Here is a 24,562-nt window from a genome sequence, read left to right as displayed (position 1 = left end):
CGCAGAGGGCTTGGGGGTTCGCATTCCGGTCCGGGTGGGTGTCGGGTGGCCCCGTGCCCTCGGGGTGCGGGGTTCCTGTGGGTCGTATGTCGCTACGCGAAATCGGTCGTCTCCTGTACGTCGCAGTCCGTGAAGGACGGCGCCCTGCTGCACAGCGCGGCCGTCTGCTCCGCGAGACTTGGTCGCCGGTCGAGGAAACCCCGCGGACAACAAAGCACCAGGAGCGGTGCTCGGCGATTCGCTGGGCACCACTCCCGGTGTTGGTTGTTCCTACGTCCGACTTGGTCAGACGTCGATGCTGTCCTTCGGAGTGCCTTCGCTCCGCTCCTGTGCCGCCTCGGCCGCCGCCTGCTTCTTCGAAGCCCTCAGGCTGGTGATCGTGGTGACGATCAGGACCGCGCAGATCACGCCGAGCGAGACCGGAATGCTGATCTCGGGGACGTGGACGCCGGACTCGTGCAGCGCGTGCAGCACCAGCTTCACACCGATGAAGCCCAGGATGATCGACAGACCGTAGCTGAGGTGGACCAGCTTCTTCAGCAGGCCACCGATGAGGAAGTACAGCTGCCGCAGACCCATCAGCGCGAAGGCGTTGGCCGTGAACACGATGTACGGGTCCTGCGTCAGACCGAAGATCGCCGGGATGGAGTCCAGCGCGAACAGCACGTCAGTGGTACCGATCGCCAGCATCACGACCAGCATCGGGGTCATGACCCGCTTGCCGTTCTCCCGGATCCACAGCTTGGTGCCGTGGTAGCGGTCGGCGACACCGAACCTGCGCTCGGCGGCCTTGAGCAGCTTGTTCTCCTCCCACTCCTCGTCCTCCTCGCTGGCCCGGGCCTCCTGGATGAGCTTCCAGGCGGTCCAGATCAGGAAGGCACCGAAGATGTAGAACACCCAGGCGAAGCTGGCGAGGATCGCGGCACCCGCTGCGATGAAAATGGCCCGCAGCACCAGGGCTATGAGGACACCGACCAGCAGCACCCGCTGCTGGTATTGGGACGGCACCGCGAACTTCGCCATGATCAGGACGAAGACGAAGAGGTTGTCGACACTCAGTGACTTCTCGGTGATGAAGCCCGCGAAGAACTCGCCGCCTGCCTGTCCACCGCCGAAGATCATCAGGCCGAGCCCGAAGAGGCCCGCCAGGACGATCCAGACGACGGTCCAGATCCCGGCTTCCTTGATCGACACGTCATGCGGCTTGCGGCCGATGAAAAAATCGACCGCGATAAGGGCGGCAAGGCCCACGATGGTCAGGACCCATAGGGTCGGGGAAACATCCACTGCGCCTCCGGCAGTACGTAACGGCAAATGTCAGCGTCGTCGCGCGCCGGAGGTCTCTTCCACCCACTATGGGCCGACGCCCCGGGATCTGGCCGGATCCGTATTGACGGGTACGTCGCAGCAGACAACAGACAGGGAGTACTCCCCTCCGTGCAATGAACAGTACCCCAATCACCAAGGAAAGGTAAAGCGATTGGCAAAATAAACGCCAAGTGTGCTGGTCAGGGGCGCTTTACTGGTACTTGGCGCGAGCTGCGGCGACCTGCGTGAGCACCTGCTGAAGCACCTGGCTGCCGAGCGGCACGAGTGAGGGCTCGTAGGTCCAGGCGTGGCCCACCCACGGGTCGGCGAGGTGATCGTCCGGAACGGGCGTCAGTCGCAAAAGCGAACGCCACAACGGGTCGAGCAACGGGCCGTAGCCGGCCGCCTCCTCGCGGTCCGCGACCATCATCAGGTGGACGCCGACGGCCGGACCCTCGTCCGCCAGGTAGCGCAGCTGGTTCACTGCCCGGTCGTCGAAGCCGTGCGGGAAGTCGTTGACGATCAGCAGCTGCTCGGAGGTGTCGAAACCGGGCGGCAGGGAGTCGGGCGCACCACCGCGCACCGCCATCTGCACCAGATCGACGCGCTGCGTGAGCCGCGCCAGGACCTCCGCGACGCCCGCCGCGCCCAACGCGGGCGGGGCCGCGAGCACACCGGTCTGCACCAGCGGTGCCAGCGGCTGGGCGCCCGAACCCGCCGGATCTATGACATGCACCGTGAACTCGCCCGCCGGATAGACGGCGAGCAGCCGGGCAGCGTGCGCCACCGCCGTCTCCATGGCGAGGCGCCGCAGATCGTGGGAGTCAGTGAACGAACCATCGAGTGATCCGCCGCGCCCGCTGTCGATCCACAGACCGCGCTCCAGCGGCAGTCGGACCAGCATCGGGATGCGCAACTGTGCGCTCTCAGGCAGGTGGAGGTCGCCCAGGCGCAGGGCCATGGGGATCTCCATCGGTACGCGGTAGCCGTGCCAGACGGGGTTGTCCCAGCGCGCGTAGGCGGGCGGCAGCGCGGGTTCGACGACCTCGGCCTCGGCGGTGAGCTGCACGATGTCCCGGTCGAGCGTCGCCCTGGCCTGGTTGACGAGTTGCGCGTGCTTGGCCTGGGCCGCCTCGCGTGCGGCATCGCCCTGTCCGCCGATCCGGCTGCGCGGGTCCGACAGGACCTGGTCGAGCTCCTTCTCCATGCGCGATTCGGCGAAGTCGACCGCGCTGCGGTAGGCGGAGGTCGTCCGGGCCAGGTCCTCGAACATGCCCCACACCTGGTTGTAGAGCCGCTCGTCCATGGACCAGCCGGTGGCGTCACCCGCGACGGGCTGCGCGGGTTGCCCGGGCTGGGCCGGGGGTCCGGTCGGCGGGGGCGGCGGCGGAGCCGCGTTCTGGCGGCGCGGGTGGCTGTAGTCGATCGGGCCGCCGGATGTGGGCGCGGACGGCTCGGCGGGATCGGTGGCGCCGGTTCCGCCCTGATACGGCGGCTGCGGCGCGGACTGGCCCGCTACGCCGGGCGCCTGGATGTCGTACGAATCCGGCTGCGCCGCCGACTGGCCGGGCCCGCCCGGTGTCTGGGTGCCGTACGGCGACGTCGGCTGCGGTGGTACGGGTCCGGGGGCACCCTGCGGTGCGGGGCCGCCCTGGTCCGGGCCGAGCGCCGGTGCGGCCGTCTGCCGGGAGCGGTCGCCGTCGGTCCGCGGTGGCGCCGGCACCGAGCGCGCCATGCCCTGGGCCACGGCTTCGTTGATGCCGCCGGCGAGTTGGTGGGCCTGGGTCAGGCCCTGGTCCGTGAGGAGGTCGGCGAGGCCGCCGGCGTAGCCCTGGCCGATCGCGCGCACCTTCCAGGCGCCCTGGCGGCGGTAGAGCTCCAGGGCGACGACGGCTGACTCGGCCTCCAGACCGGTGATGGTGTAGCTGGCGACCTCGGTGCCGTCGAGGCCGGTGACCGCGACGAAGGGGGTTGCGATGGCGCCGAACCGGGTCGGGCCGCCCACCCCGGTCGGCAGGGCGAGCAGCACACTGACCCGGTGGACGGCCTCCGGCATGGCGTCCAGGTCCACCGCGAGGCGGTGGTCGGCCGCCGCCTGCCGGGAGACCTCGAGGCCGGGCAGGGTGGGGGCGCCGGGGTGGGCCACCCATTCGACGCCGTGGATCCTGCCCTGCTCGTCGCCGAGCGTGGCTCCGGCCACGATCGGCGTGCCGGCCGAGACCCGGATCTCCAGACGGGCCTGGGAGAGCGGGTGGTTCTGCCCTCGCACCAGCTCGGCCGTCATGCCTTCGTCCCCCTGTGTCGCTTGTGTCGTGTCGTGTGCCGCCCGCCGGGCCGCCTGGCAGCTCTTACAGGTGCGGCAGGATCGCCGGCATCAGGTCCTGGAAGGTGCGGCCGTTGGCCGGGGTGCCGAGGGCCGTCATCGCCCAGCCCGGGCCCGAGCGGTGCACCTTCGCCATGATCTGGGCCGTGTAGGAACCGCCGCCCGCGAGGGTGTAGCGGGCGAGCTCCTCGCCGTTGGTCTCGTCGACCAGGCGGCAGAACGCGTTCTGCACCTCCTGGAAGGTCTGGCCCGTGAAGGAGTTCACCGTGAAGACGATCTGGTCGATGTGGACCGGGATGCGCGCGAGGTCGACGAGGATCGCCTCGTCGTCGCCGCCCTGGCCGACACCGCCGACGAGGTTGTCACCGGTGTGGCGCACCGAGCCGTCGTCGCTCACCAGGTGGCGGAAGAAGACGACGTCGACCGGCTGCTTGTCCGCGAACAGGACGGCGGAGGCGTCGAGGTCGACCTCCCGTGTCCGCGAGCCGAACAGGCCGCGCCGGGGAGCCGCCTGCCAGCCGAGACCCATGCGCACCGCGGTCAGGCTGCCGCCGTCGTTCTTCTGCAGACTGATGGCCTGACCCTTGGTCATGTTGACGGACACGTGCTGATTCCCCTCTCGAGCTGTCCCCTGTTGCCCGCGGGCTCCGCGGATGACCAGAACCCTACGCAGGGGCACTGACAGTGCCGTACCCCGGTCCGCACTTTGTGTCGGTCTTGCAACACAGCGCGTGCTCGGCAGGCCCACGACGGCCGTTCGGGGGCGCCGCTCCCGGGCTGGGGACCGGCGCCCATGGCCCGTCAGGCCAGGCCCGCCTCCTTCATCTGGCGCAGTTCCTTCTTCATCTCGGACACCTCGTCACGCAGTCGGGCCGCGATCTCGAACTGCAGATCCGCGGCGGCGGCGCGCATACGCTCCGTCAACTCCTCGATCTGCTCGGCGAGATCGGCCGCCGGCCGGTCGGTCGGCACCGTCTCCTTTGTCTTGCCCTTGGCGGGCTTGGCCGCCTTCGCTCCCTTGGCCGCCTTGTCACCGAGTGAGGGCACAGGGGCCTTGGTGCCCCGGCCGTCCTTCTTCGCGCGGTAGCCCGTGCCGAGCAGCTGCTCGGTGTCGACGCCCTCGCGGGCGATCTGCGCGACGATGTCGTTGATCTTCTTCCGCAGCGGCTGGGGGTCGATGCCGTTCGCCTTGTTGTACGCGACCTGCTTCTCCCGGCGGCGGTTGGTCTCGTCGATGGCCTTCTCCATCGCCGGGGTGATCTTGTCGGCGTACATGTGGACCTGGCCGGAGACATTGCGCGCCGCGCGGCCGATGGTCTGGATGAGGGAGGTGCCGGAGCGCAGGAAGCCCTCCTTGTCGGCGTCGAGGATCGCCACCAGGGACACCTCGGGGAGGTCGAGGCCCTCACGCAGGAGGTTGATGCCGACGAGGACGTCGAACTCACCGGCGCGCAGCTCCCGCAGCAGCTCGACACGGCGCAGGGTGTCGACGTCGCTGTGCAGGTAGCGCACCTGGATGCCGAGCTCCAGGAAGTAGGCCGTGAGGTCCTCGGCCATCTTCTTGGTGAGGGTGGTGACCAGGACGCGCTCGTCCTTCTCGACGCGCTCCCTGATCTCGTGCACCAGGTCGTCGATCTGGCCCTCGGTGGGCTTGACGACGACTTCCGGGTCGACGAGGCCGGTGGGGCGGATGATCTGCTCGACCTGGCCGTCCCCGCGGGAGAGCTCGTAGTTGCCGGGGGTCGCCGAGAGGTAGACGGTCTGCCCGATGCGTCCCTGGAACTCCTCCCACTTCAGAGGACGGTTGTCGAGGGCGGAGGGCAGGCGGAAGCCGTGATCGACGAGGGTGCGCTTGCGGGAGGCGTCGCCCTCGTACATGGCGCCGATCTGCGGGACCGTGACATGCGACTCGTCGATGACGAGCAGGAAGTCGTCCGGGAAGTAGTCCAGCAGGGTGTTCGGCGGGGAGCCGGGCTCGCGGCCGTCGAAGTGCATCGAGTAGTTCTCGACGCCGGAGCAGCTGCCGATCTGGCGGAGCATCTCGAGGTCGTACGTCGTACGCATCCGCAGCCGCTGGGCCTCCAGGAGCTTGCCCTGTTTCTCCAGTTCGGCGAGACGCTCCCCCAGCTCCTTCTCGATGTCGTTGACGGCCCGCTCCATGCGCTCGGGGCCCGCGACGTAGTGGGAGGCCGGGAAGACGTACAGCTGTTCGTCGTCGCTGATGATCTCGCCGGTGAGCGGGTGGAGTGTGGACAGGGCCTCGATCTCGTCGCCGAACATCTCGATGCGGACGGCGAGCTCCTCGTAGACCGGGAAGATCTCGATGGTGTCGCCACGTACCCGGAAGGTGCCGCGGGTGAAGGCCAGGTCGTTGCGCGTGTACTGGATGTCCACGAAGCGGCGCAGCAGTTGGTCCCGGTCGATCTCCTCGCCGACCTTGAGGGGGACCATGCGGTCCACGTACTCCTGCGGCGTACCGAGGCCGTAGATGCAGGAGACCGAGGCGACCACGACCACGTCACGGCGGGTGAGCAGCGAATTGGTCGCGGAGTGGCGCAGGCGCTCGACCTCCTCGTTGATCGAGGAGTCCTTCTCGATGTAGGTGTCCGACTGCGGGACGTAGGCCTCGGGCTGGTAGTAGTCGTAGTACGAGACGAAGTACTCGACGGCGTTGTTCGGCAACAGCTCGCGGAATTCGTTCGCCAGCTGGGCGGCCAGCGTCTTGTTCGGCGCCATCACCAGGGTGGGGCGCTGGAGCTTCTCGATCATCCACGCGGTGGTGGCGGACTTGCCTGTGCCGGTCGCGCCGAGCAGGACGACGTCCTTCTCGCCGGACTCGATGCGCCGGGCGAGCTCGGCGATGGCCTGCGGCTGGTCGCCGCTGGGCTGGTAGGGACTGACGACCTCGAAGGGCGCCACCGTGCGTTCGATGCTGGAAACGGGCCGCATGAACCCACCGTACGACCCGCCACTGACAACGCGGTCCGATCAGTGGTTCTGCGGGGTTCGGGAGCCTCGGTGCCCCTGGGTGCGGCGGGGCCGCAGCGGCGGACGGCGGGGCGGGTGCGGGACGGTGGCGTGGGCCGGGACACCCGGCTTGTGCTCCACGGGGGCCCCGGTGGGTTTGCCCATGACCATCTTCGGGTCGAACAGTACGACGGCGCCCGCGAGGAGGAGGAAGGCGAGCGGGCCGACCAGCATCGGCGCGAGCAGGGAGGCCGGCGAGTCGCCCGAGGGGAGAGATTCCGTGCGGTGGAGATGGACGCTGAGGGCGGCCATACCCGTGTAGTGCATGCCGCTGACGGCGAGACCCATGACGAGGCTCGCGCCCACGCTCCACAGGAACCCTCTGACCTGTCCGGCGGCCCACAGGGCGGCGGTGGCCGCCACCATCGCTATCACCACGGAGGCGGAGACGGTGAAGGTGTTGTACTCCAACCTGCCGTTCAGTTGCATCCCGGCCATACCCAGGTAATGCATCGAGGCTATGCCCAGGCCGGTGATCGTTCCGCCGGTGAACAGGGCCGTTCCGCTGGCCCCCTTGTAACCGACGATGAAGATCCCGACGCCCACCATGACGATGGCGACGGCAAGGCTCGCGAATGTCATCGGTTTGTCGTAATGGACGGGCGTCCCCTCGACCGTGAACCCCATCATCGCGACGAAGTGCATGGTCCATATCCCGGAGCCGATGGCCGCCGATCCCAGCGCGAGCCAGCCCGGGCGCCAGGACTGCGAAACGAGCATCGATCTGGTGGTGCAGCGCAGTCCGAGAGCACCGCCCAGGCAAGCCATGAGATAGGCCACCAGCGGTGTGACGAGTCCATAGCTGAATCCGTCGATCGTGCCCTGCATACGCAGCTGCCCTTCCCGCCCACTTACGTCCCGGAACTCCGTGAAATGCGCCCCCTCCCACGACCGCCCGAGCGGTCAGGGTTGAGGCAGAGAGTAACTCCCACCGCAATGGTCGAACGATTTTCCGGCAAAGAAACACGGGCTTGCCCCAGTTGTGCGGCAGAGGTGAGCGGGCCCGGGCAACTCCATTCAATCTGTGGCCATTCTGTACTCCCTCGCCGTTGACCGTCTGCTGTCACAGTTGAGCTGTCCGTGATCGTTCGACGCGAGGAGTACGCATGCACGCGCGCGCTGTAGCCGCCACGACGACCGCGCTCCTGGGAACCGCCGCTCTTCTGCTCCCCGCCTCCCATGCCCGGGCGGACGCCGAGCCGCCCACGGTCATCGCCCACCGGGGGGCCTCCGCCTACGCGCCCGAGAACACGCTGGCCGCCGTCGACAAGGCCGCCGAACTGGGCATCAGCTGGGTCGAGAACGACGTACAGCGCACCAAGGACGGCGAGCTGGTCGTCCTCCACGACGACAACCTGAAGCGCACGACCGACGTGGAGCAGGTCTTTCCCGACCGGGCGCCCTGGAAGGTGAAGGACTTCACCGCCGCCGAGATCGCTCGCCTGGACGCGGGCAGCTGGTTCGGCCCCGCACACGCGGGCGCGCGTGTGCCGACCCTGGAGCAGTTCACGGACCGCCTGGAGCTGCACCACCAGAAGCTGCTCCTGGAGATCAAGAACCCCGATCTGTACCCGGGCATCGAGCGGCAGACCCTCCGCGTGCTGGACGACGCGGGTTGGCTTGATCCGCACCACCTCGCGAGCCGTTTGATCGTGCAGAGCTTCAGCGCCGACAGTGTGCGGACCGTCCACGAGCTGGAGCCCGCCGTCAAGACCGGCTTCCTGGGGACGCCGCCCGCGGCGGACCTCGCCGGGTACGCGACCTTCGCCGACCAGATCAACCCCTCGTACAGCTCCATCTCCAAGGGCTACGTCGCCTCCGTCCACGCGTTCACCGGACCGCACGGCAGGCCGCTGGAGGTCTTCACCTGGACCGTGAACGACGCGGACACCGCCCGGCTGGTCGCGGGGTACGGCGTCGACGGCATCATCACCAACACTCCCGACGTGGTGAGGGACGCCGTGTCCGAGGACCCGAGCCCCGCGCAGGAGCCGGCGTCCGCTCCCGGGGCGTTGTCAGTGGTGGGGCCTACGGTGGGCGCATGGACAGCCATGGGCAGTACGAGCAGCAGGTCGTGTGGGCCGTCGTCGGTACGGACATCGGTCCACTGATGCTGACCGCGACCCGCGACGGCCTGGTCAGCGTCGTCTTCCACGCCACGGAGAGGGTGCGCGAGAAGGCACTCGACGGACTGGCGTCCCGGCTGGGCAGCGAGCCGGTCGAGGCACCCGGCTCTCAGGTGCTGGCCGAGGCGATACGTCAGGTGGAGGAATACTTCGCGGGTACGCGGCGCGACTTCGAGCTGCCGCTGGACTGGTCGCTCATCTCCGGCTTCAACCGGGAGGTGCTGCGCGAGCTGGCCTCCGGGGTCCCCTACGGCACGGTTGTCGGGTACGGCGATCTGGCCGGGCGGGTCGGACAGCCGGGTGCCGCACAGGCGGTGGGGATGGCGATGGGTGCCAATCCGCTGCCCGTGGTGGTGCCCTGTCACCGGGTCGTGGAGAGCGACGGCGGCATCGGCGGGTTCGGGGGCGGCCTGGAGACCAAGCGGAAGCTGCTGGCGCTGGAGGGGGTACTGCCGGAGCCGCTGTTCTGAGGGCTCTCTGGGGCTTCAGAGGTTGGGAGGGGGAGACTGCGGCTGTGGCGACATCTATCACCCACCTGCACGCGGCCAGTCCGGTGTACTCACCGCTGTCGGCCGATCCGGTGCGCCGTACGGCCGGGTGCGCGTCGTGACCGCCGTCGAGCGGCAGGTCATCGCGGCTGTCACGCCCGACCGGCTGCCGGCCCTGCGGCGCCGCACAACGGCGGTGCTGATCACGACCCAGATCCTGGGCGGGCTGGGCGTGGCCACCGGAATCGCGCTCGCGGCCGTGCTGGCCACGGAGGTCAGCGGCACCGAGTCCTTGTCCGGGCTCGCGCCCACCGCGACCGTCACCGGTACGGCCGTGCTGTCGATGCCACTGGCTGCCCTGATGACCGCACGCGGGCGCCGTCCGGGGCTGGTGCTGGCCTATCTCATCGGGGCTGTGGGCGCCGGTGTCACGGTGGTCGCGGCCAGTGTCGGGAGCTTTCCGCTGTTGCTGTGCGGGATGGCCGCGTTCGGCGCGGCCTCGTCGGCGAACTTGCAGGCGCGGTTCGCCGCCGCCGATCTGGCCGAGCCCGAGCGGAGGGCACGGGCCATCTCACTCGTCGTGTGGGCGACGACCATAGGCGCGGTCCTCGGTCCGAACATCGCCGCGCCCGCGGGTCGGAGCGTCACGGGCCTCGGGATACCCGCGGCGGCCGGTCCGTTCCTGTGGGCGGCCGGGATCTTCCTGATATCCGCGGCCGTCGTGGCAGTACTGCTACGACCGGACCCGCTGCTGACGGCGCGGGCACTCGCACCGGCCGACGAACAGTCGCCCGCGGGCCGTTCGCTGCGCGCCGGGCTGACCGCTGTCGCCGCCTCGCCGCGGGCCCGGCTCGCGGTGGTGACGGTCGCCGTGGCGCACACGGCGATGGTCTCGGTGATGTCGATGACGCCGGTCGACCTCGCGCACCACGGGGCGGGCATCGATCTGATCGGGCTGGTCATCAGCGGGCACATCGCGGGCATGTACGCGTTCGCGCCGCTCATGGGGCGGCTGTCGGACCGGCTGGGGCGGTTGTCCGGGATCGGGCTCTCCGTGGGGCTGCTGGCATGCGCGGCGTTCCTCGCCGGTACGGCGGGCGGCAGCCACGAGCAGACAGCCGTCGGGCTCTTCGTGCTGGGGCTCGGCTGGTCGGCTGGGCTCGTCTCCGGTTCCGCGCTGCTCACGGACTCCGTGCCGCAGCCCGCGCGGGCCGCCGCTCAGGGGCTGTCGGACCTCATCATGAACGCCTCCGCCGGCGTCGGCGGAGCGGTCGCCGGACTCGTGGTCGCTCGGGCGAGCTACGCCTGGCTGAACTTCACCGCCGCGTGCCTTCTTGTCCCCCTGGCTGCGTTTGCGCTGTTCACGCGGGGCAGGCAGCGGGCGCGGGACGTCTCCGTGGACGGTTGAGGTCACGGGCCCGGCTGTCCCTCTCGGGTCAGCCGCCGAGCCACGTGATCGCGCCCGCGTGACGTGGCACCCACAGAGGCATCGGCATCAGCAGAGGAGTCAGCCCGGCCGCTGCCCGGCGTCCGGCGCGGCCATTGGGCCCACGCTTCGGCTCCGAGCCGAGCCCTCGCCGTACGCACGCGAAGACCCGCCGGGAAAGGGCCTCGGTAGCAGACTCGGTCATGCGCACAGCCGCTGGCATCCGACTGGCATCTGGAGGACCCGGAGCCGAAGGGACGGCGATCACGCATGAGCGGAAACAGGGCAGTGGATCTACGCCGAGTTCAACCAGGGCGCAAGCCGCAAGTACGTGCTGAATCCGCATGGGGCGCTGGACGGCGTACGGCTGGTCTGACGTCGCTGAGCCGGTCTGGCGTCTCCAGAGGGCCTGACATCTCCAAAGGGGGCCACACCCGTGTGACCCCCTCCCCTGCTTGCTGCTCGTTGCTACTCGTAGTGCCGCGCCTCGAAGACGTTGCCGTCGGGGTCGCGGAAGTAGAAGCTGCGCTTGGCCTTGCCGCGGGCGCCGAAGGAGTCGTGGGAGATGTCCGACACCGGCGCGCCGCGTTCCTCCAGGCGTGCTCGCAGGGCGGCGAAGTCGTCGTGGGGCAGGGCCAGGCAGACGTGGTTGACCGGGTGGCCGGAGCTGTCGGCGGCGCCGGGCAGCATCGTCATGCGCTTCGCCATGGTGCGCGGCATGAGGTCGAGGATGGTCTCCTCGTTGAGGCGCACGGAGGGGAACGGGACCGCCCCCGCGGAGTACTCGGAGAGCCTGACCGGCTCCATGCCGACCGCCTTTTCGTAGAAGTCGGCCGACGCCACCGGGTCACGCACCCAGAGGACGACATGGTCGAGACGTGCGGTGTTGTCCGTCATGTACCCAGGCTGGTGTCGTCTCCCACAGGTCGCAAGGGTTTGACCCGGTGCGCCGACCGCCAGAGATGAGGGAAGACCGACAGACAGGAGGCAGGCGCGTGGTGCTTGTGGTGTCCGAAGAGGTGCGAGAGGCGATCGACGCGCGTCGACCCGTGGTGGCCCTGGAGTCCACGATCATCGCGCACGGGCTGCCGCGCCCGCGCAACCTGCAGGTGGCGCTGGAGCTGGAGGACGTCGTACGGCGGGAGGGTGCCGTTCCCGCGACGATCGCCGTGCTGGACGGTCGTCCCCATGTCGGGCTGGACAAGGAACAGCTGGAGCGGATCGCGAACGAGGACGGGATCCGCAAGCTGGGCCACCGTGACCTGCCGCTCGCGGTGGCCTCGGGGGCGAGCGGGGCGACCACCGTGTCGGCGACTGCTCTGCTGGCGGCCCTCGCCGGCGTACGGGTGTTCGCGACGGGTGGGCTGGGCGGCGTGCACCGTGAGTGGACGGTGACCCAGGACGAGTCGGCCGACCTGGGGCTCCTGGCACGGACGAGAATCACGGTGGTGTGTGCCGGCGTGAAGTCGATCCTGGATGTCCCGGCGACCCTGCAGCGGCTGGAGACCCTGGGGGTCGCTGTGGCCGGCTATCGCACGGAGAGCTTCCCCGGCTTCTACCTCTCCGACTCGGGGCATCCGGTGGACTGGACGCTTCGGTCGCCGCAGGAGGTGGCCGAGGTGATGCGCGCTCAGGACGCCCTGGACGGGCCCGAGTCCACGCTGATCGTCGCCAACCCGGTGCCGGAGGAGGAGCAGCTGGATCCCGAACTGCACGCGCGTGTGCTCGCCGACGCGCTGCACGCGTGCGAGGAGCAGGGTGTCATCGGTCAGGCGGTCACTCCGTTCCTCTTGGACTACTTGGTGCGGCACACGGACGGTGCCTCGCTGAGCGCCAATCTCGCGGCGGTGCGCGGCAACGTACGGCTGGCGGGGCGGATCGCGGCGGCCTGGGCCGGAGCGTGAGGGCACGTGACCGGGACGGGGCGCGAGCGGCACGGGGCCAGGACTGGGCCACGCGGAACCGGGAGTGAGACGGGCGGTCGCGGGCCGGGGAACGAGGCAGCCACGCACAAGCACGGCAACGGCGGGACAGCGCCGGACAGTTCGGGGAACGGACGGGCCGACTACGGCGGGACAGCGCCTCACGGTTCGGGGAGCGGACCGGATGGCAACGACACCCTCGACGGCGCGCTGCTGGTGGTCGGGGACGTGGTGACGGACGTGATCGCCCGACACCGGGGGCCGCTGGCCTCGGGTACGGACACGGTGGCGGCCATCCGGACGGTGCCGGGCGGCGCGGGCGCCAACGTGGCCTGCTGGGCCGCGTATTGGGGCTGTGCGGACGTGCGGTTGCTGGGGCGGGTCGGAGCGGATACGGCCGCATGGCACGAGCGCGAGCTGGCCGCGAGCGGAGTACGGCCCTGTCTCGTCGTGGATCCGCAGGCGCCGACCGGGACGGTCATCTGTCTGGTCGACACCGGCGCCGCCGCCGAGCGCACGTTCCTCACCGACAGCGGCGCGGCCTTGCGCCTCGAACCCGCCGACTGGTCGGATGCGGTGCTCGACGGTGTCGCCCGGCTGCACCTCTCGGGCTACCTGCTCTTCTCCGAGCCGGGTCGGGCGCTCGTTGCGGTGGCTCTGGAGTCGGCACGCGCGCGTGGCGTGCCGGTGAGCCTGGATCCTGCGTCGGCGGGGTTCCTCGTGGCGCTCGGCGTCGACCGTTTCCTCGCACTGGTGGAGGGCGTGGACGTCCTGCTGCCGAGCCGTGACGAGGCGTGCCTGCTCACGGGGCTGCCCGATGGGGCGGACGCGGCGGCCAAGTTGAGCCGCCATGTCCCGCTGGTGGTGGCGAAGCAGGGCGCGGACGGCGCCCTGGTCGCCCGCTCGGGTGCCGTGGGCGCCCATGTCCCCGCCGCGCCGGCGGCACCGAGGGACACGACGGGTGCGGGCGACGCCTTCACCGGCGCCTTCCTCGCGGCGCTTCTCTCCGGCGCCGGACCGGAAGACGCGGCTCGGGAGGGGTGCCGGGCGGGAGCACTGGCGGTGGAGCGGGTGGGCGGGAGGCCGCCGCGGTCGAGTGACGACCGCCCGTAGAGCGGACTGCATAGGCCCGAGTCCTACAGTGGGCCGCCCAGTCCCGTTCATACGGCAGGCCGCCTACGCCCTGCGTGCCCCTTGCCCCCTGTCCACTGTCTACGCCTTGCGATCTACACTTTGCGCCCCCACGCCGAGATCATCGGGGTCGCGGCCAGGTCAATGCCGCCGGTGGTGATGTTGGCGAGGTGGTGGTCGATGTCCTGGTCGGTGGCGACGCCCGCGGTGACGAGTTGGTCGCGGATCTCGCTGATGGTGGCGGACTCCAGGGCGGCGCAGGCGGGCGAGGCGATCGGGAAGTACGCATCGGCCGCCACCCGGCGCAGTCCGGCCGCGCGGAGCAGGCGCGGGAGTCTGCGGCCGAAGGAGAGGTCGGCGCCGCGCTCGGTGAGGAAGGCGCGGACGCCGTCTCGTAGGCGATTGGCCAGTTGCTGTTCGGGGCCGTACTCGTCGGGGCAGAGCAGGGGCTGCAGGACGGGGTCGGTGTCCTCGACCAGGAGCCGGCCGCCCGGGCGCAGGGACTTGATCATCGATCGCAACGCCCGTTCCCGGTCCGGTACATGAGCGAGGACCGCCCGTGCGTGCACCAGATCGAACTCCTCCCCCGGCGGTTCCTCGGCGGCCACGTCGTGCACACGGACCTCGACCGGCGGGCGCGCGGCCGGGGCGAGCGGTGCGGTGTCGAGGTCGGTCGCGACCACCTTTCCGGTCGGGCCGACCTTCTTGGCCAGCCAGGAGACCACCGACGTGCCGTCGGCGCCCACCTCCCAGCAGCGCCAGCCGGGTCCGATGCCGAACCCTTCGAGGTGGCGGAACGTCGTGGAATCGAAGAGAGGGCCCAGTGCGTCGCGGTTCTCGCCCGCCTCGGCCTGCCGGTTGTCGAGGAGATACCCATCGGTTCGCATCATGCAGAGATCGTCCCATTTATACTGTTTGCCCGGAGTGGTCGACGCTCGGCGGGATGCTTCCGAATTCAGTCCGCCCCCTCCCACTCCGGTCATTTCACGCCCCGTCACGCCCATTCCTTACGTCGACCTGGGCGAAGTCCCTTCATCCACAGGCGGGAACAAAGCGGAATCTTCCATTCCCACAGGCTTACCCGCAGCTCACCCCCAACTGGCAAACTGGCGGCCAGGGCGCAGAAAGCGCGGCGCGAGGATCCACGCAAGGAGATCCAGATGTCCATGGCAGGGAATCTGCGGAAGGTGACGGGCCTCGACAAGGTCGGCAGCCTCCGCAAGGTGGCACGGCTGGCTCGACGGCGCCCCCGTGTCGACCTCAGCCACCCCGCCAGGTCCCCGCTGGGCTCCTCCGTGGTGAACTGCGTGACGTACCGGGACGGCGTGCGGGTCCAGGAGAACGGCGATCTGGTCGACGTCGTGCAGCGGGTACGCAAACGCGGGGGCGGATTCGTATGGCTGGGCCTCCATGAACCGACGGATCAGGAGTTCGCGGGCATCGCCGAGCTGTTCGCCCTGCATCCCCTGGCGGTCGAGGATGCCGTGGAAGCCCATCAGCGACCGAAGCTGGAGCGCTACGACGAGACGCTGTTCGCCGTGTTCAAGACGGTCTGCTACGTCGAACACGAGAAGCTCACGGCCACGAGCGAGGTCGTGAACACCGGCGAGATCATGGTGTTCGTCGGCCAGGACTTCGTGATCACGGTGCGACACGGGCGGCACGGCTCACTGGGACCGTTGCGCGAGGAGTTGGAGTCGAACCCCGAACAGCTCGCCAAGGGACCGGCGGCGGTACTGCACGCGATCGCGGACCACGTGGTCGACGACTATCTGAGCGTCACCGACTCGGTGCAGGAGGACATCGACGAGGTCGAGACGGATGTGTTCGCGGAGAACGGCGCGCGGGCCGACCCCGGGCGGATCTACCAGCTCAAGCGGGAACTCCTGGAGCTGAAGCGGGCCGTGGTTCCGCTGAGCCGTCCGCTGGAGGATCTGGCCACGGTGCAAATCCGGGTGGTCGAGCCGGAGATACAGGCCTACTTCCGCGACGTGTCCGACCATCTGCTGCGGGCCAAGGAGCAGATAGCCGCCTTCGACGAACTGCTGAACTCGATCCTGCAGGCGCACCTGGCACAGGTCACCGTCGCGCAGAACGAGGACATGCGGAAGATCACGGCCTGGGCCGCGATCATCGCCGTGCCGACGATGGTGTGCGGGGTGTACGGAATGAACTTCGACTACATGCCGGAGTTGCGCTGGACGTTCGGCTACCCGCTGGTCCTCGCCGTGATATCCGTCGCGTGCGTGGTCCTGTACCGCGGCTTCCGGCGCAACGGATGGCTCTGACGCCTCCTCCGGCCGACCCCGGCCGACTCCGGTGCGTCCTCGTCCGGCAACGATCGGCCGGGCGAGGACGGCACAGGAAGTGAGGGTGGGGCGCTCGCCGTGTCAGCGCGTCCTCGGCGTCGCGGACATGGCATAGACGCTCTCGGCCCAGTGGGCGATCTCGCCCTCCGGCAGGTGCCGTGCCAGATCGGCCTCGCTGATCATGCCGACCAAGCGCTTGTTGTCGATGACGGGTAGCCGGCGGATCTGGTGCTCCTTCATCTCCCGGAGCACGTCGGTGATGTCGGCGGTCGCATCGATCCAGCGCGGGGTGCCCTGGGCCATCTCACCGGCGGTGATCTTGCTCGGGTCGTGCCCCATGGCCACGCAGCCGATGACGATGTCACGGTCGGTGAGGATGCCGCAGAGCCGTTCGTTCTCGTCGCTGATGGGCAGAGCTCCGACGCCCAGCTCACGCATCAGCTGGGCGGCGCGGTCCAGGGTCTCGTGGGCGGGGATCCACTGGGCGCCTCGGTGCATGATGTCTCCGGCAGTGGTCATTGGAGTACCTCCCGATGCCGGACGGCCGGCGCGGCGCGGGAAGCACCGCTAGTCCCGGCGCCCTCATTCTCGCCGTGCCGTCCAGTGCATGCACCTGGAACCGTGCGGTAACGGCCACCGGCGCGCGGACGCCCGCCGATCAGGCCGAGAAGCGCACGATCTTCCGCGGTACGACACGGATGATCACGCGAGTCTCGTCGTCCTTCTCGGCGGGCGGATCGATGCCGAGGTATTTGTGCGAGAGCTCGAACGGGAGCCGCTTGGCCTCGTCCGGGTGGATCTCGGCGGTGCCGCGGATCTCGACGGAGTTGTAGGGGTTGGCGAGGTCGTAGACCGAGATGCTGACGCGGGGGTCGCGGCGGAGGTTGCGCACTTTCTGGCGGGTGTCGACGGAGGAGAAGAGCACGGTGTCGCCTTCGCGTTTGATCCAGACCACCGAGTTCTGCGGGGCGCCGTCGGGGCCGAGGGTGGCCACGCCGGCGAAGTTCTTGCCGTCGAGCAGGGAGAGAACGGAGTCGTCGAAGGGAATCGGATCACTCGTGGAGGTCGCCATGACAGCAGAATAGTTAAATGCATGTGCATGCAAAAGCGGTTTGCCGGATCCGGCTCAGCCGTTCCACGCCGGATGTCGCGGGTCGTCGGCGCGCACCAGGACATCTGCGGTGCCGGCCGGGTCGGTCTCGTGGTCGTAGCGCTCGAAGGCGGGGAGGGTCCAGTGCTCGGCCTCGGGGGTACGGCGGCGCAGGGCGCCGGGTGAGAGGAGGACATGGACGGTCAGGTCGAAGGGAAACCAGTGACGCAGAAGGAGGGGACCATGCAGCAACAGGACACCGCCGGGCGGGAGTTGGACGTAGGGGCTGCGGGTGGCCCGATCGGTCACCGGGTCCCACAGGTCGGGCAGGACACGGCCGTCACCGTCGGGTTCGAGAGGGCCGAAGACCTCGCGCCACAGGGCGCTGGTGTCGAACCAGCCGTCGTAATAGGCATCCACGTCCTGGTGGCCGTACTCCAGCCGAACCGAGGCGGGGCGCAGGAAACCCTCCGTGCCGACGGTGAACGAGGGGCGGCCTCGTGCACGCAGCGCCTCGCCGACCCGCTCGGCGAGGTCTCCGGGGCGGGCCGCCGGGGCGCCGTCGATGGCGATGCGCGGCCAAGGGCTGCCGTCGGCCGGCTTCAGGTCGAGCAGCCGCTCGGCCAGCAGGTCGCCGAGCCGGTCCCAGGTGATCGCTTCGAGTCGCACAGAGCCCATGATGCGACAGGGGGCGGTCGGGATGATGGTGGGGCTGCGGAGTGCGGGGTGCTCCGCGGTCGCGGGCCGCGCGGCTTCGGAGTCCAGACGCGTGCGGGCCGGGGGCGAGGTCGGAGTCAGGGGCGGGATCATCGATCTGGGGCGGGATCATCGGTCTGCGATCCGATCCACCATCCGCCACTCGCGATGCGCAGAGGTCGGCGCCAGGCGGAACGGGCCCAGTCGGGTACGAGCGCGGGATGGGGTGGGCGTCCGAGCTCGACCGCAACACGCCACACACCTCGCCCGGCGCACCCGTACCGCGCCCGGTCAGGCAGTTTCCGGCCCCCGCCGGGGAGTTCCCCGGACCCGCCCCGAGGGGAATGAACCCGGTATGGCACCGCTCGCAACTCCCCCGCCCCGTACCGGCCTTCTGGTGATTCAGCCCCTCAAGCGGCGGCACTGTGCGGAGTGTCATGCGGGGCCGTTGCAGATGCTCGTGCTGGAGGACGGGACGCCGCGTTGTCTCGACTGTGCCGATCTCGGGCATCTGGTGTTCCTGCCGCGCGGCGACACGGCTCTGACGCGTCGGTCGCGGGAGGAGAGTGCGCTGTCGGCGGTGGTCGTGCGGTTCAACCGGCGCCGGAGCCGTTATGAGCGGCAGGGACTACTCGTCGAGGAGGCGGGGCTCGCCCGGGCCGAGCAGCGGTGTCTGGCGGACGTGGAGGCTCGACGGCGGCGCCGGGTGCGGGACGCCCGGCGGCGGGCGCGGGAGGACGTTCGGTTCGCGGAGGCGTTCGCGGCGGAGATACGGCGGCTGTTCCCGGGGTGTCCGTTGGACCGGGCGCGGGATATCGCCGCACATGCGTCGATGCGGGGAAGTGGACGGGTGGGGCGGAGCGCGGCGGGGCGGGCGTTGTCCGAGGGGGCGGTGACGTCGGCGGTCGTGGCGTCCGTGCGGCATCTGGACACGCGGTACGACCAGCTGCTGATGAGCGGGTTGCCACGGCACGAGGCCCGGCGGCGGATCGCGGCGGCGGTGGAGACGACATTGCGGGCGTGGCGAGGGGAGGTGTCAGGGGTCGGCTGACGGTGATCCCCCGCAGCCGACCGACTCCGCAACAGCGGACGCCGACGGGAGGGAGGGCGGGCGCGGAGGAGGGCGGGGAGGGGGGAGGGGGAGGGAGGGGGCAGCGGACAGACCCCGCCAGGCCCCCAGCCACCCCCACCCCCACCCACGATGCCGCCCTCAAAGCACAGCACCCCCCGGACATCGCCCCGATGGACGCTCACGTATGCGCTCGCGTCGCTCGGCCATGGTGACCGTTCTCGTACAGGATTTCACTTGAGGTGACAGTTGGGCAGGGTCGGGAATGATCTCGGCAGGATGCGGGAGTTGACGTTGACATGATTGATGGGCCGTACTTCGTACTCGTCGTGATCGGTGTGGTCGGGACCGGCCTCGTGGCCGGGGTCTTCTGTGCTTTCTCGACCTTCGTGATGCGTGGGCTCGCCACGCTGCCGCCGGCGCAGGGGGTCGCCGCGATGAAGGCGATCAATGTGACGGCGTTGGCGCCGGCGTTCATGCTGGTGTTCCTCGGGACGGCGGTGCTGTGCGCGGTGATCGCGGTGGTGACGTTCGTGCTCTGGCCGGACGAGGGGTTGGTGGAGCTGCTGCTGGGCAGTGGGCTGTATCTGTTCGGCACGTTCGGAGTGACCATGGTGGCGAACGTGCCCCGCAACGACGCGCTGCTCAAGCTCGACGCGGGTGCCCCTGAGGCGGCCGCCTACTGGCCGACGTACGTGCGCGAGTGGACGGCGTGGAACCACGTCCGCATGGTCGCCTCGGCCGCCGCGACGGTGGCGTACGCCCTGGCCCTGAGCTGACCCCCGCCTCCCGCATGGGGTGGGAGAAAGCGCTGTCCCCCACCCTGCGCACGTGGCCGGTGAGACGTATCGTTGCCGGGAGAGTGCCGGAGGAGTGGCTGAAGAGTGCCGCCCGATGACGCACGGCTCCCACACGTCACACGCGCACATCACGTCACACGCGCACATGAGGAAGACGGCCATGGCCGATCCCAAGGGTTTCATGACCACCCCCCGCCAGGACTGGCCGCGTCGGCCCGTCGAGGAGCGGGTCCAGGACTGGGACGAGGTGTACGTCCCCGGGGCGCTGCTGCCGATCATCAGCAAGCAGGCCGATCGTTGCATGGACTGCGGCATACCCTTCTGCCACGAGGCCTGTCCGCTGGGCAATCTGATCCCCGAGTGGAACGACCTGGTGTCGCGGGAGGACTGGCGGGCGGCGGCGGACCGGCTGCACGCGACCAACAACTTCCCCGAGTTCACCGGGCGCTTGTGTCCGGCTCCCTGCGAGGCCGGGTGCGTGCTGGCGATCAATCAGCCGGCCGTCACCATCAAGAACGTCGAGTGCGCGATCGCCGACCGGGCCTGGCAGGAGGGGTTCGCTCCGCCACGGCCGCCGGATCGGCTGTCCGGCCGGACGGTCGCGGTGATCGGGTCGGGGCCCACCGGGCTCGCGGCGGCGCAGCAGTTGACCCGGGCGGGGCACACGGTCGCCGTGTACGAGAAGGACGACCGGATCGGCGGGCTGATGCGGTACGGCATCCCCGAGTTCAAAATGGAGAAGCACCATCTGGAGCGGCGGATCGAGCAGATGCGGGCCGAGGGGACCAGGTTCCGTACGTCGACGGCGGTCGGGCGGGACGTCGGAGCCGCCGAGTTGCGCTCGCGCTACGACGCCGTGGTGATCGCCACCGGTGCCACTGCTTGGCGTGAACTGCACGTTCCCGGGCGGGAGTTGAGCGGTATCGAGCAGGCGATGCAGTATCTGCCGCTGTCCAACCGGGTGCGCGAGGGGGATCTGGAGACCTCCCCGATGTCCGCCGCCGGGAAGCACGTCGTCATCGTCGGCGGCGGGGACACCGGGGCCGACTGTCTGGGCACGGCTGTGCGGGAGGGCGCCGCGTCCGTGACACAGCTGGACATCTACGCCCAGCCGGGCGCCGAGCGGGACGAGGACGCCGAGCCCTGGCCGACGTACCCGAAGATCTACCGGCTGTCGGCCGCGCACGAGGAGGCCGGCGAGCTGGAGACGGCGCCGGCTGCGGACGCGGACGCGCGGTTGTTCGCGGCGTCCACGCTCCGCTTCACGGGTGACGCCGACGGTCACGTGCGGTCGCTGCACCTGGTGGAGGTGGATGCGCGGCGCCGCCCGATGCCGGGCACCGGGCAGACGCTGCCGGCCGACCTCGTACTGCTCGCCCTCGGCTTCTCCGGGCCCGACCTGGAGGACGGGCTGATCGACCAGTTGGGGCTGGAGCTGGAGCCTCGCGGCACGATCGCGCGGGATGCCGGGTTCGCGACGAACACCCCTGGCGTGTTCGCCGCGGGGGATGCCGCCCGGGGGCAGTCGCTCATCGTGTGGGCGATCGCCGAGGGGCGGGCTGTGGCGGCGGCCGTCGACCGCTATCTGACGGGGAGTTCCAGGCTGCCGGCGCCGATCTCGCCGTACGACCGGCCGATGACCGTTTGAGGCGGCGCCACAGCCAGGCGACAGAACCATGCGCCGGAACCATGCGCCGGAAGCAGGCGCCGGAAGCAGGCGCCGCAAGTAAGCGGCGGAAGCACGCGCCGCAACCAGGCGGCGGAAGTAGGCGCTCCGCTACCGCCGTTCGTCCGTCCCCGCCACCTTCCCCGTGGCCAACGCCACCCTGTTCCAGGTGTTGATCGTCATGATCAGGGCCAGGACGTGAGCCAGCTCCCCGTCGTCGAAGTGGGCCGCGGCCTGTGCGTAGACCTCGTCGGGGACCCGTCCGTCGGACACCAGAGTCACCGCTTCTGTCAGAGCCAGGGCCGCCTGTTCCTTCTCGGTGAAGAAGTGGCGGGCCTCGCGCCAGACGGCGACCATGTGCAGCCGGTCCTCGCTCTCGCCGGCCTTGCGGGCGTCGTTGGTGTGCATGTGGAGGCAGTAGGCGCAGTGGTTGAGGTGCGAGGCGCGGATCTGGATCAGTTCGACCAGGGTCGGGTCGAGGCCCTCCCGGGCGGCGGCGTCGAAGCCGATGATGGCGCGGAAGACCTTCGGGGCGGCCTTCGCGAAGTCCAGTCGGGTCCGCGCGGCCTCAGCGGCGGCGATGGCGGCAGGGGTAGCGGCCGGGGTAGCGGCCGGGGTGGCAGCCGTACCGGCGGTCGTGGTGTCGATCGTGTGCGTCGTCATGTCCCCAAATCTATGGGCCGGAAAGACCGGCTGTAGGGTTCATTTCCATGGCGAGATCGTGGGTCAATTCTCCGTGGTGAAATCGTGGGTCAACTCCGCGGAGCGGATCGGCGCGGACCTTCATCTGGAGTTGTCCGGACCGGGTGGGCGTCGCGCCGCGCTGACGCGTGCCCTGCGCGAGGCCGTGCGCAGCGGGCGGCTCGCGCCCGGCACCCGGCTGCCGCCGTATCGCTCGCTCGCCGCCGACCTCGGGGTCGCCCGCAACACGGTGGCGGACGCGTACGCGGAGCTGGTCGCCGAGGGCTGGCTCACCGCCCGGCAGGGGGCGGGGACGAGGGTGGCCGAGCGTGCCGAGCCTCTGCGGCCCGCCGAGCGGGTGGCCCGTAGGACACGCCGGACGCCGCCACGCGCGCGTGGGCCTCGGCACGATCTGCGGCAGGGCACCCCGGACGCGTCGGCGTTCCCGCGTGCGGCCTGGCTGGCCTCCTATCGGCGGGCCCTCCAGCAGGCGCCGAACGAGGCCTTCGGGCCCGGGGATCCCGCCGGACGCGTCGAACTGCGGGAGGCGCTCACCGAGTACCTGGCACGCGCGCGTGGTGTGCGCACCGAGCCGGGCCGCATCGTGATCTGCTCCGGTTTCGCACACGCCCTGCGGCTGCTGTTCGGCCAGGACACGGGCAAAGGCGGAAGCGGCAGCCGGAGCGTAAGTCGTGGCGTGCTGCGCGGGCCGCTGGCCGTCGAGGGGTACGGGCTCGGTTTCCACCGGGAACTCCTCGCCGCCGCGGGCGTACGGACCGTACCGCTCCCCCTCGACGAGGACGGCGCGCGAGTCGACCGGCTGGTGCGCGAGCGGGCCGTGCTGCTCACGCCCGCGCACCAGTTCCCTACCGGCGGTCCGCTGGGCCCCGAGCGACGTGCCGCCGTCATCGACTGGGCACGCGCGCGTGGGAGCGTGATTCTGGAGGACGACTACGACGGCGAGTTCCGCTACGACCGCAAACCCGTCGGCGCCGTCCAGGGCCTCGATCCCGAGCGGGTGATCTTCATCGGCTCGGTCAGCAAGAGCCTCTCGCCGGCCGTGCGGCTCGGGTGGATGGTGCTGCCGGAGCGGTACGTCGACGACGTGCTCGTGGCCAAGGGCGAGCGCGAGGCGTGGGCGAGCGTCCTCGACCAGCTGAGCCTTGCCGACTTCATCGTCTCCGGGGCGTACGACCGTCATGTACGGCGCATGCGGCAGCGGTACCGGAGCCGCCGGGACCGCCTCGTCGCGGCGCTCGCCGAGCACGCGCCGCACATCGAGGTCACGGGCGTCGCCGCCGGACTGCATGCGGTGCTGCGGCTGCCGGCCGGCACCGAGCGCTCGACGGTCAAGGCGGCCACCTGGCAGGGCATCGCCCTCGACGGCCTCGCCGGGTTCCGGCACCCGGAGGCCACGGAGACGGACATGCCGGTCCGTGACGGCCTCGTCGTCGGCTTCGCGACGCCTCCGGAGCATGCGTTCGGGGCAGCGCTGGAGACGCTGTGCGGGGTGCTGCCGCCGGGGGCGGAGCAGGTGCTGTAAGGCGCGAAGTCACGGCCAAGGCCCCGCCCCGCCCGCCCCTCCAGGACTGACGCCCCACCCCGCCAGGACGGGCGCCCCACTCCGCCAGGGCTGAGGCCCCACCCCCGCTACGGCTTGCGCGCCACCGCCCCGTACCCGGGAATGACACCGTCGTCCTGCCCGGGCACCGGCTCCCCCAGCTCGGGGTGCCAGCGGTGGGGCACCTCCACGCCGGGCTCGACGAGTTCGAGGCCGTCGAAGAAGCGGGTGAACTCTTCGCGGGAGCGCAGGGCGAGCGTGACGCCGGCCGCCTTGAGCTTCTCGGTCGCCGCCTTCGACTCCTCCGGGGTGAAGTCGGCGCTCGCGTGGGTCATCACCAGGTAGCTGCCGGAGGGGAGTTCGGACAGCAGTCGGCGGACCAGTTCGTGCGCGCCGTCCTCGTCGGGGACGAAGTGCAGCAGCGCGACGAGGGAGAGGGCCACCGGCCGGCCGAAGTCCAGGACCTGCTTGGCGCCTTCGATGATGGCGTCGGGGTCGCGGACGTCGGCCTGGAGGTACTCCGTCACCCCTTCCTCCGTGCCGCGCAGCAGGGCCGCCGCGTGGGCCAGCACGATGGGGTCGTTGTCGCAGTAGACGATGCGTGCGTCGGCGGCGACTACCTGGGCGATCTGATGGAGGTTCGGCTCGGTCGGGATCCCGGTGCCGATGTCCAGGAACTGGCGTACGCCGTTCTTGGCGAGCCAGCGGGTGGCGCGATGCATGAACGCGCGGTTGACCCGCGCCATCACCGGGACGCGCGGGTCGAGAGCGAGCATCTGCTGCCCCATGGCCTCGTCGACGGGGTAGTTGTCCTTGCCGCCGAGATACCAGTCGTACATCCGCGCGGGGTGGGGCTTGCTGGTGTCGATCTCGGTCATGAGGCACTCCGTAAGACGCAATGGATTATCAAGTAAGCACCAATTCAAGGAAGTTGTACGA

The 24,562-nt window shown here is 70.1% G+C and carries 21 protein-coding genes and 1 pseudogene; 10 read left to right on the top strand and 12 right to left on the bottom strand.

What is annotated here, in order from left to right; genetic code table 11:
- Nucleotides 1–285 precede the first annotated feature (285 nt).
- From BLU79_RS19930 to BLU79_RS19910, 5 genes are all read right to left on the bottom strand, one after another.
- Entirely contained in the window at nucleotides 286–1,287 is a 1,002-nt protein-coding gene (locus tag BLU79_RS19930; RefSeq protein ID WP_093907168.1) for a TerC family protein, read from the bottom strand.
- Nucleotides 1,288–1,519: 232 nt separating this feature from the next.
- The gene (locus tag BLU79_RS19925; RefSeq protein WP_093907167.1) at nucleotides 1,520–3,592 is read right to left on the bottom strand and encodes a TerD family protein; all 2,073 of its coding nucleotides are present in this window, start codon (nucleotides 3,590–3,592) and stop codon (nucleotides 1,520–1,522) included.
- Between the two features lie 64 nt (nucleotides 3,593–3,656).
- Nucleotides 3,657–4,235 carry a TerD family protein gene (locus tag BLU79_RS19920; protein ID WP_093907166.1) on the bottom strand — a complete coding sequence of 193 codons (579 nt, stop codon included), beginning with the start codon at nucleotides 4,233–4,235 and terminating at the stop codon, nucleotides 3,657–3,659.
- Nucleotides 4,236–4,432: 197 nt separating this feature from the next.
- Nucleotides 4,433–6,580 (bottom strand): excinuclease ABC subunit UvrB, encoded by a 2,148-nt coding sequence (gene uvrB / locus BLU79_RS19915; protein ID WP_093907165.1) that lies wholly within the window; start codon nucleotides 6,578–6,580, stop codon nucleotides 4,433–4,435.
- 39 nt (nucleotides 6,581–6,619) lie between these two features.
- Nucleotides 6,620–7,486: an MHYT domain-containing protein gene (locus BLU79_RS19910; protein WP_093907164.1), complete on the bottom strand. Its 867-nt coding sequence runs from the start codon at nucleotides 7,484–7,486 to the stop codon at nucleotides 6,620–6,622.
- 278 nt (nucleotides 7,487–7,764) lie between these two features.
- Here BLU79_RS19910 and BLU79_RS19905 point away from each other — a divergent pair.
- The 3 genes and pseudogenes from BLU79_RS19905 to BLU79_RS19895 form a co-directional block, all read left to right on the top strand.
- Nucleotides 7,765–8,622, top strand: a pseudogene (locus BLU79_RS19905) (glycerophosphodiester phosphodiesterase); the annotation flags it as partial.
- Nucleotides 8,623–8,699: 77 nt separating this feature from the next.
- The gene (locus BLU79_RS19900; RefSeq protein ID WP_093907162.1) at nucleotides 8,700–9,254 is read left to right on the top strand and encodes a methylated-DNA--[protein]-cysteine S-methyltransferase; all 555 of its coding nucleotides are present in this window, start codon (nucleotides 8,700–8,702) and stop codon (nucleotides 9,252–9,254) included.
- Between the two features lie 136 nt (nucleotides 9,255–9,390).
- A complete protein-coding gene (locus tag BLU79_RS19895; protein ID WP_093907395.1) occupies nucleotides 9,391–10,680 on the top strand; it encodes an MFS transporter in 1,290 nt (429 codons plus the stop codon).
- 486 nt (nucleotides 10,681–11,166) lie between these two features.
- Here the strand turns inward: BLU79_RS19895 and BLU79_RS19890 are convergent, their stop codons facing one another.
- Nucleotides 11,167–11,595: a VOC family protein gene (locus BLU79_RS19890; protein WP_093907161.1), complete on the bottom strand. Its 429-nt coding sequence runs from the start codon at nucleotides 11,593–11,595 to the stop codon at nucleotides 11,167–11,169.
- Nucleotides 11,596–11,693: 98 nt separating this feature from the next.
- On the opposite strand from BLU79_RS19890, the gene BLU79_RS19885 reads away from it, so the two are divergent.
- Together BLU79_RS19885 and BLU79_RS19880 are read left to right on the top strand one after the other, a co-directional pair.
- Nucleotides 11,694–12,602, top strand: coding sequence for a pseudouridine-5'-phosphate glycosidase (locus tag BLU79_RS19885; RefSeq protein ID WP_093907160.1), 909 nt, complete (start codon nucleotides 11,694–11,696; stop codon nucleotides 12,600–12,602).
- 228 nt (nucleotides 12,603–12,830) lie between these two features.
- Complete coding sequence (locus BLU79_RS19880) at nucleotides 12,831–13,733, top strand: carbohydrate kinase family protein (protein WP_093907394.1); 903 nt, start codon at nucleotides 12,831–12,833, stop codon at nucleotides 13,731–13,733.
- Nucleotides 13,734–13,846: 113 nt separating this feature from the next.
- On the opposite strand, the gene BLU79_RS19875 is transcribed toward BLU79_RS19880, so the two are convergent.
- Entirely contained in the window at nucleotides 13,847–14,641 is a 795-nt protein-coding gene (locus tag BLU79_RS19875; protein ID WP_093907159.1) for a methyltransferase domain-containing protein, read from the bottom strand.
- 270 nt (nucleotides 14,642–14,911) lie between these two features.
- Between BLU79_RS19875 and corA the strand changes: the two genes are divergently transcribed.
- On the top strand, nucleotides 14,912–16,039 hold the full coding sequence (corA, locus tag BLU79_RS19870) for a magnesium/cobalt transporter CorA (protein WP_093907158.1): 1,128 nt from the start codon (nucleotides 14,912–14,914) through the stop codon (nucleotides 16,037–16,039).
- 102 nt (nucleotides 16,040–16,141) lie between these two features.
- Here corA and BLU79_RS19865 read toward each other — a convergent pair whose 3' ends face one another.
- The 3 genes from BLU79_RS19865 to BLU79_RS19855 all read right to left on the bottom strand — a co-directional run bounded on the left by BLU79_RS19865 (nucleotide 16,142) and on the right by BLU79_RS19855 (nucleotide 17,828).
- Entirely contained in the window at nucleotides 16,142–16,579 is a 438-nt protein-coding gene (locus tag BLU79_RS19865; protein ID WP_093907157.1) for a CBS domain-containing protein, read from the bottom strand.
- A 139-nt stretch (nucleotides 16,580–16,718) separates the two neighbouring features.
- Nucleotides 16,719–17,132, bottom strand: coding sequence for a PPOX class F420-dependent oxidoreductase (locus BLU79_RS19860; RefSeq protein WP_093907156.1), 414 nt, complete (start codon nucleotides 17,130–17,132; stop codon nucleotides 16,719–16,721).
- Nucleotides 17,133–17,186: 54 nt separating this feature from the next.
- Nucleotides 17,187–17,828: a nucleoside/nucleotide kinase family protein gene (locus BLU79_RS19855; RefSeq protein WP_177001091.1), complete on the bottom strand. Its 642-nt coding sequence runs from the start codon at nucleotides 17,826–17,828 to the stop codon at nucleotides 17,187–17,189.
- A gap of 373 nt (nucleotides 17,829–18,201) precedes the next feature.
- Between BLU79_RS19855 and BLU79_RS19850 the strand changes: the two genes are divergently transcribed.
- From BLU79_RS19850 to BLU79_RS19840, 3 genes are all read left to right on the top strand, one after another.
- Complete coding sequence (locus BLU79_RS19850) at nucleotides 18,202–18,897, top strand: DUF2293 domain-containing protein (protein ID WP_093907155.1); 696 nt, start codon at nucleotides 18,202–18,204, stop codon at nucleotides 18,895–18,897.
- Between the two features lie 317 nt (nucleotides 18,898–19,214).
- Complete coding sequence (locus BLU79_RS19845; protein WP_093907154.1) at nucleotides 19,215–19,694, top strand: anthrone oxygenase family protein; 480 nt, start codon at nucleotides 19,215–19,217, stop codon at nucleotides 19,692–19,694.
- Nucleotides 19,695–19,875: 181 nt separating this feature from the next.
- Complete coding sequence (locus BLU79_RS19840; protein WP_093907153.1) at nucleotides 19,876–21,363, top strand: glutamate synthase subunit beta; 1,488 nt, start codon at nucleotides 19,876–19,878, stop codon at nucleotides 21,361–21,363.
- Nucleotides 21,364–21,492: 129 nt separating this feature from the next.
- On the opposite strand, the gene BLU79_RS19835 is transcribed toward BLU79_RS19840, so the two are convergent.
- Nucleotides 21,493–22,044 carry a carboxymuconolactone decarboxylase family protein gene (locus BLU79_RS19835; RefSeq protein WP_256333387.1) on the bottom strand — a complete coding sequence of 184 codons (552 nt, stop codon included), beginning with the start codon at nucleotides 22,042–22,044 and terminating at the stop codon, nucleotides 21,493–21,495.
- A gap of 73 nt (nucleotides 22,045–22,117) precedes the next feature.
- Between BLU79_RS19835 and BLU79_RS19830 the strand changes: the two genes are divergently transcribed.
- Nucleotides 22,118–23,605 carry a MocR-like pyridoxine biosynthesis transcription factor PdxR gene (locus BLU79_RS19830; RefSeq protein WP_093907152.1) on the top strand — a complete coding sequence of 496 codons (1,488 nt, stop codon included), beginning with the start codon at nucleotides 22,118–22,120 and terminating at the stop codon, nucleotides 23,603–23,605.
- 107 nt (nucleotides 23,606–23,712) lie between these two features.
- On the opposite strand, the gene BLU79_RS19825 is transcribed toward BLU79_RS19830, so the two are convergent.
- Nucleotides 23,713–24,501 (bottom strand): SAM-dependent methyltransferase, encoded by a 789-nt coding sequence (locus BLU79_RS19825; RefSeq protein ID WP_093907151.1) that lies wholly within the window; start codon nucleotides 24,499–24,501, stop codon nucleotides 23,713–23,715.
- Between the last annotated feature and the right edge of the window lie 61 nt (nucleotides 24,502–24,562).

Source organism: Streptomyces sp. cf386, assembly GCF_900103585.1.
Taxonomy (GTDB): Bacteria; Actinomycetota; Actinomycetes; order Streptomycetales; family Streptomycetaceae; genus Streptomyces.
This window is presented reverse-complemented; position numbering and strand designations above follow the sequence as displayed.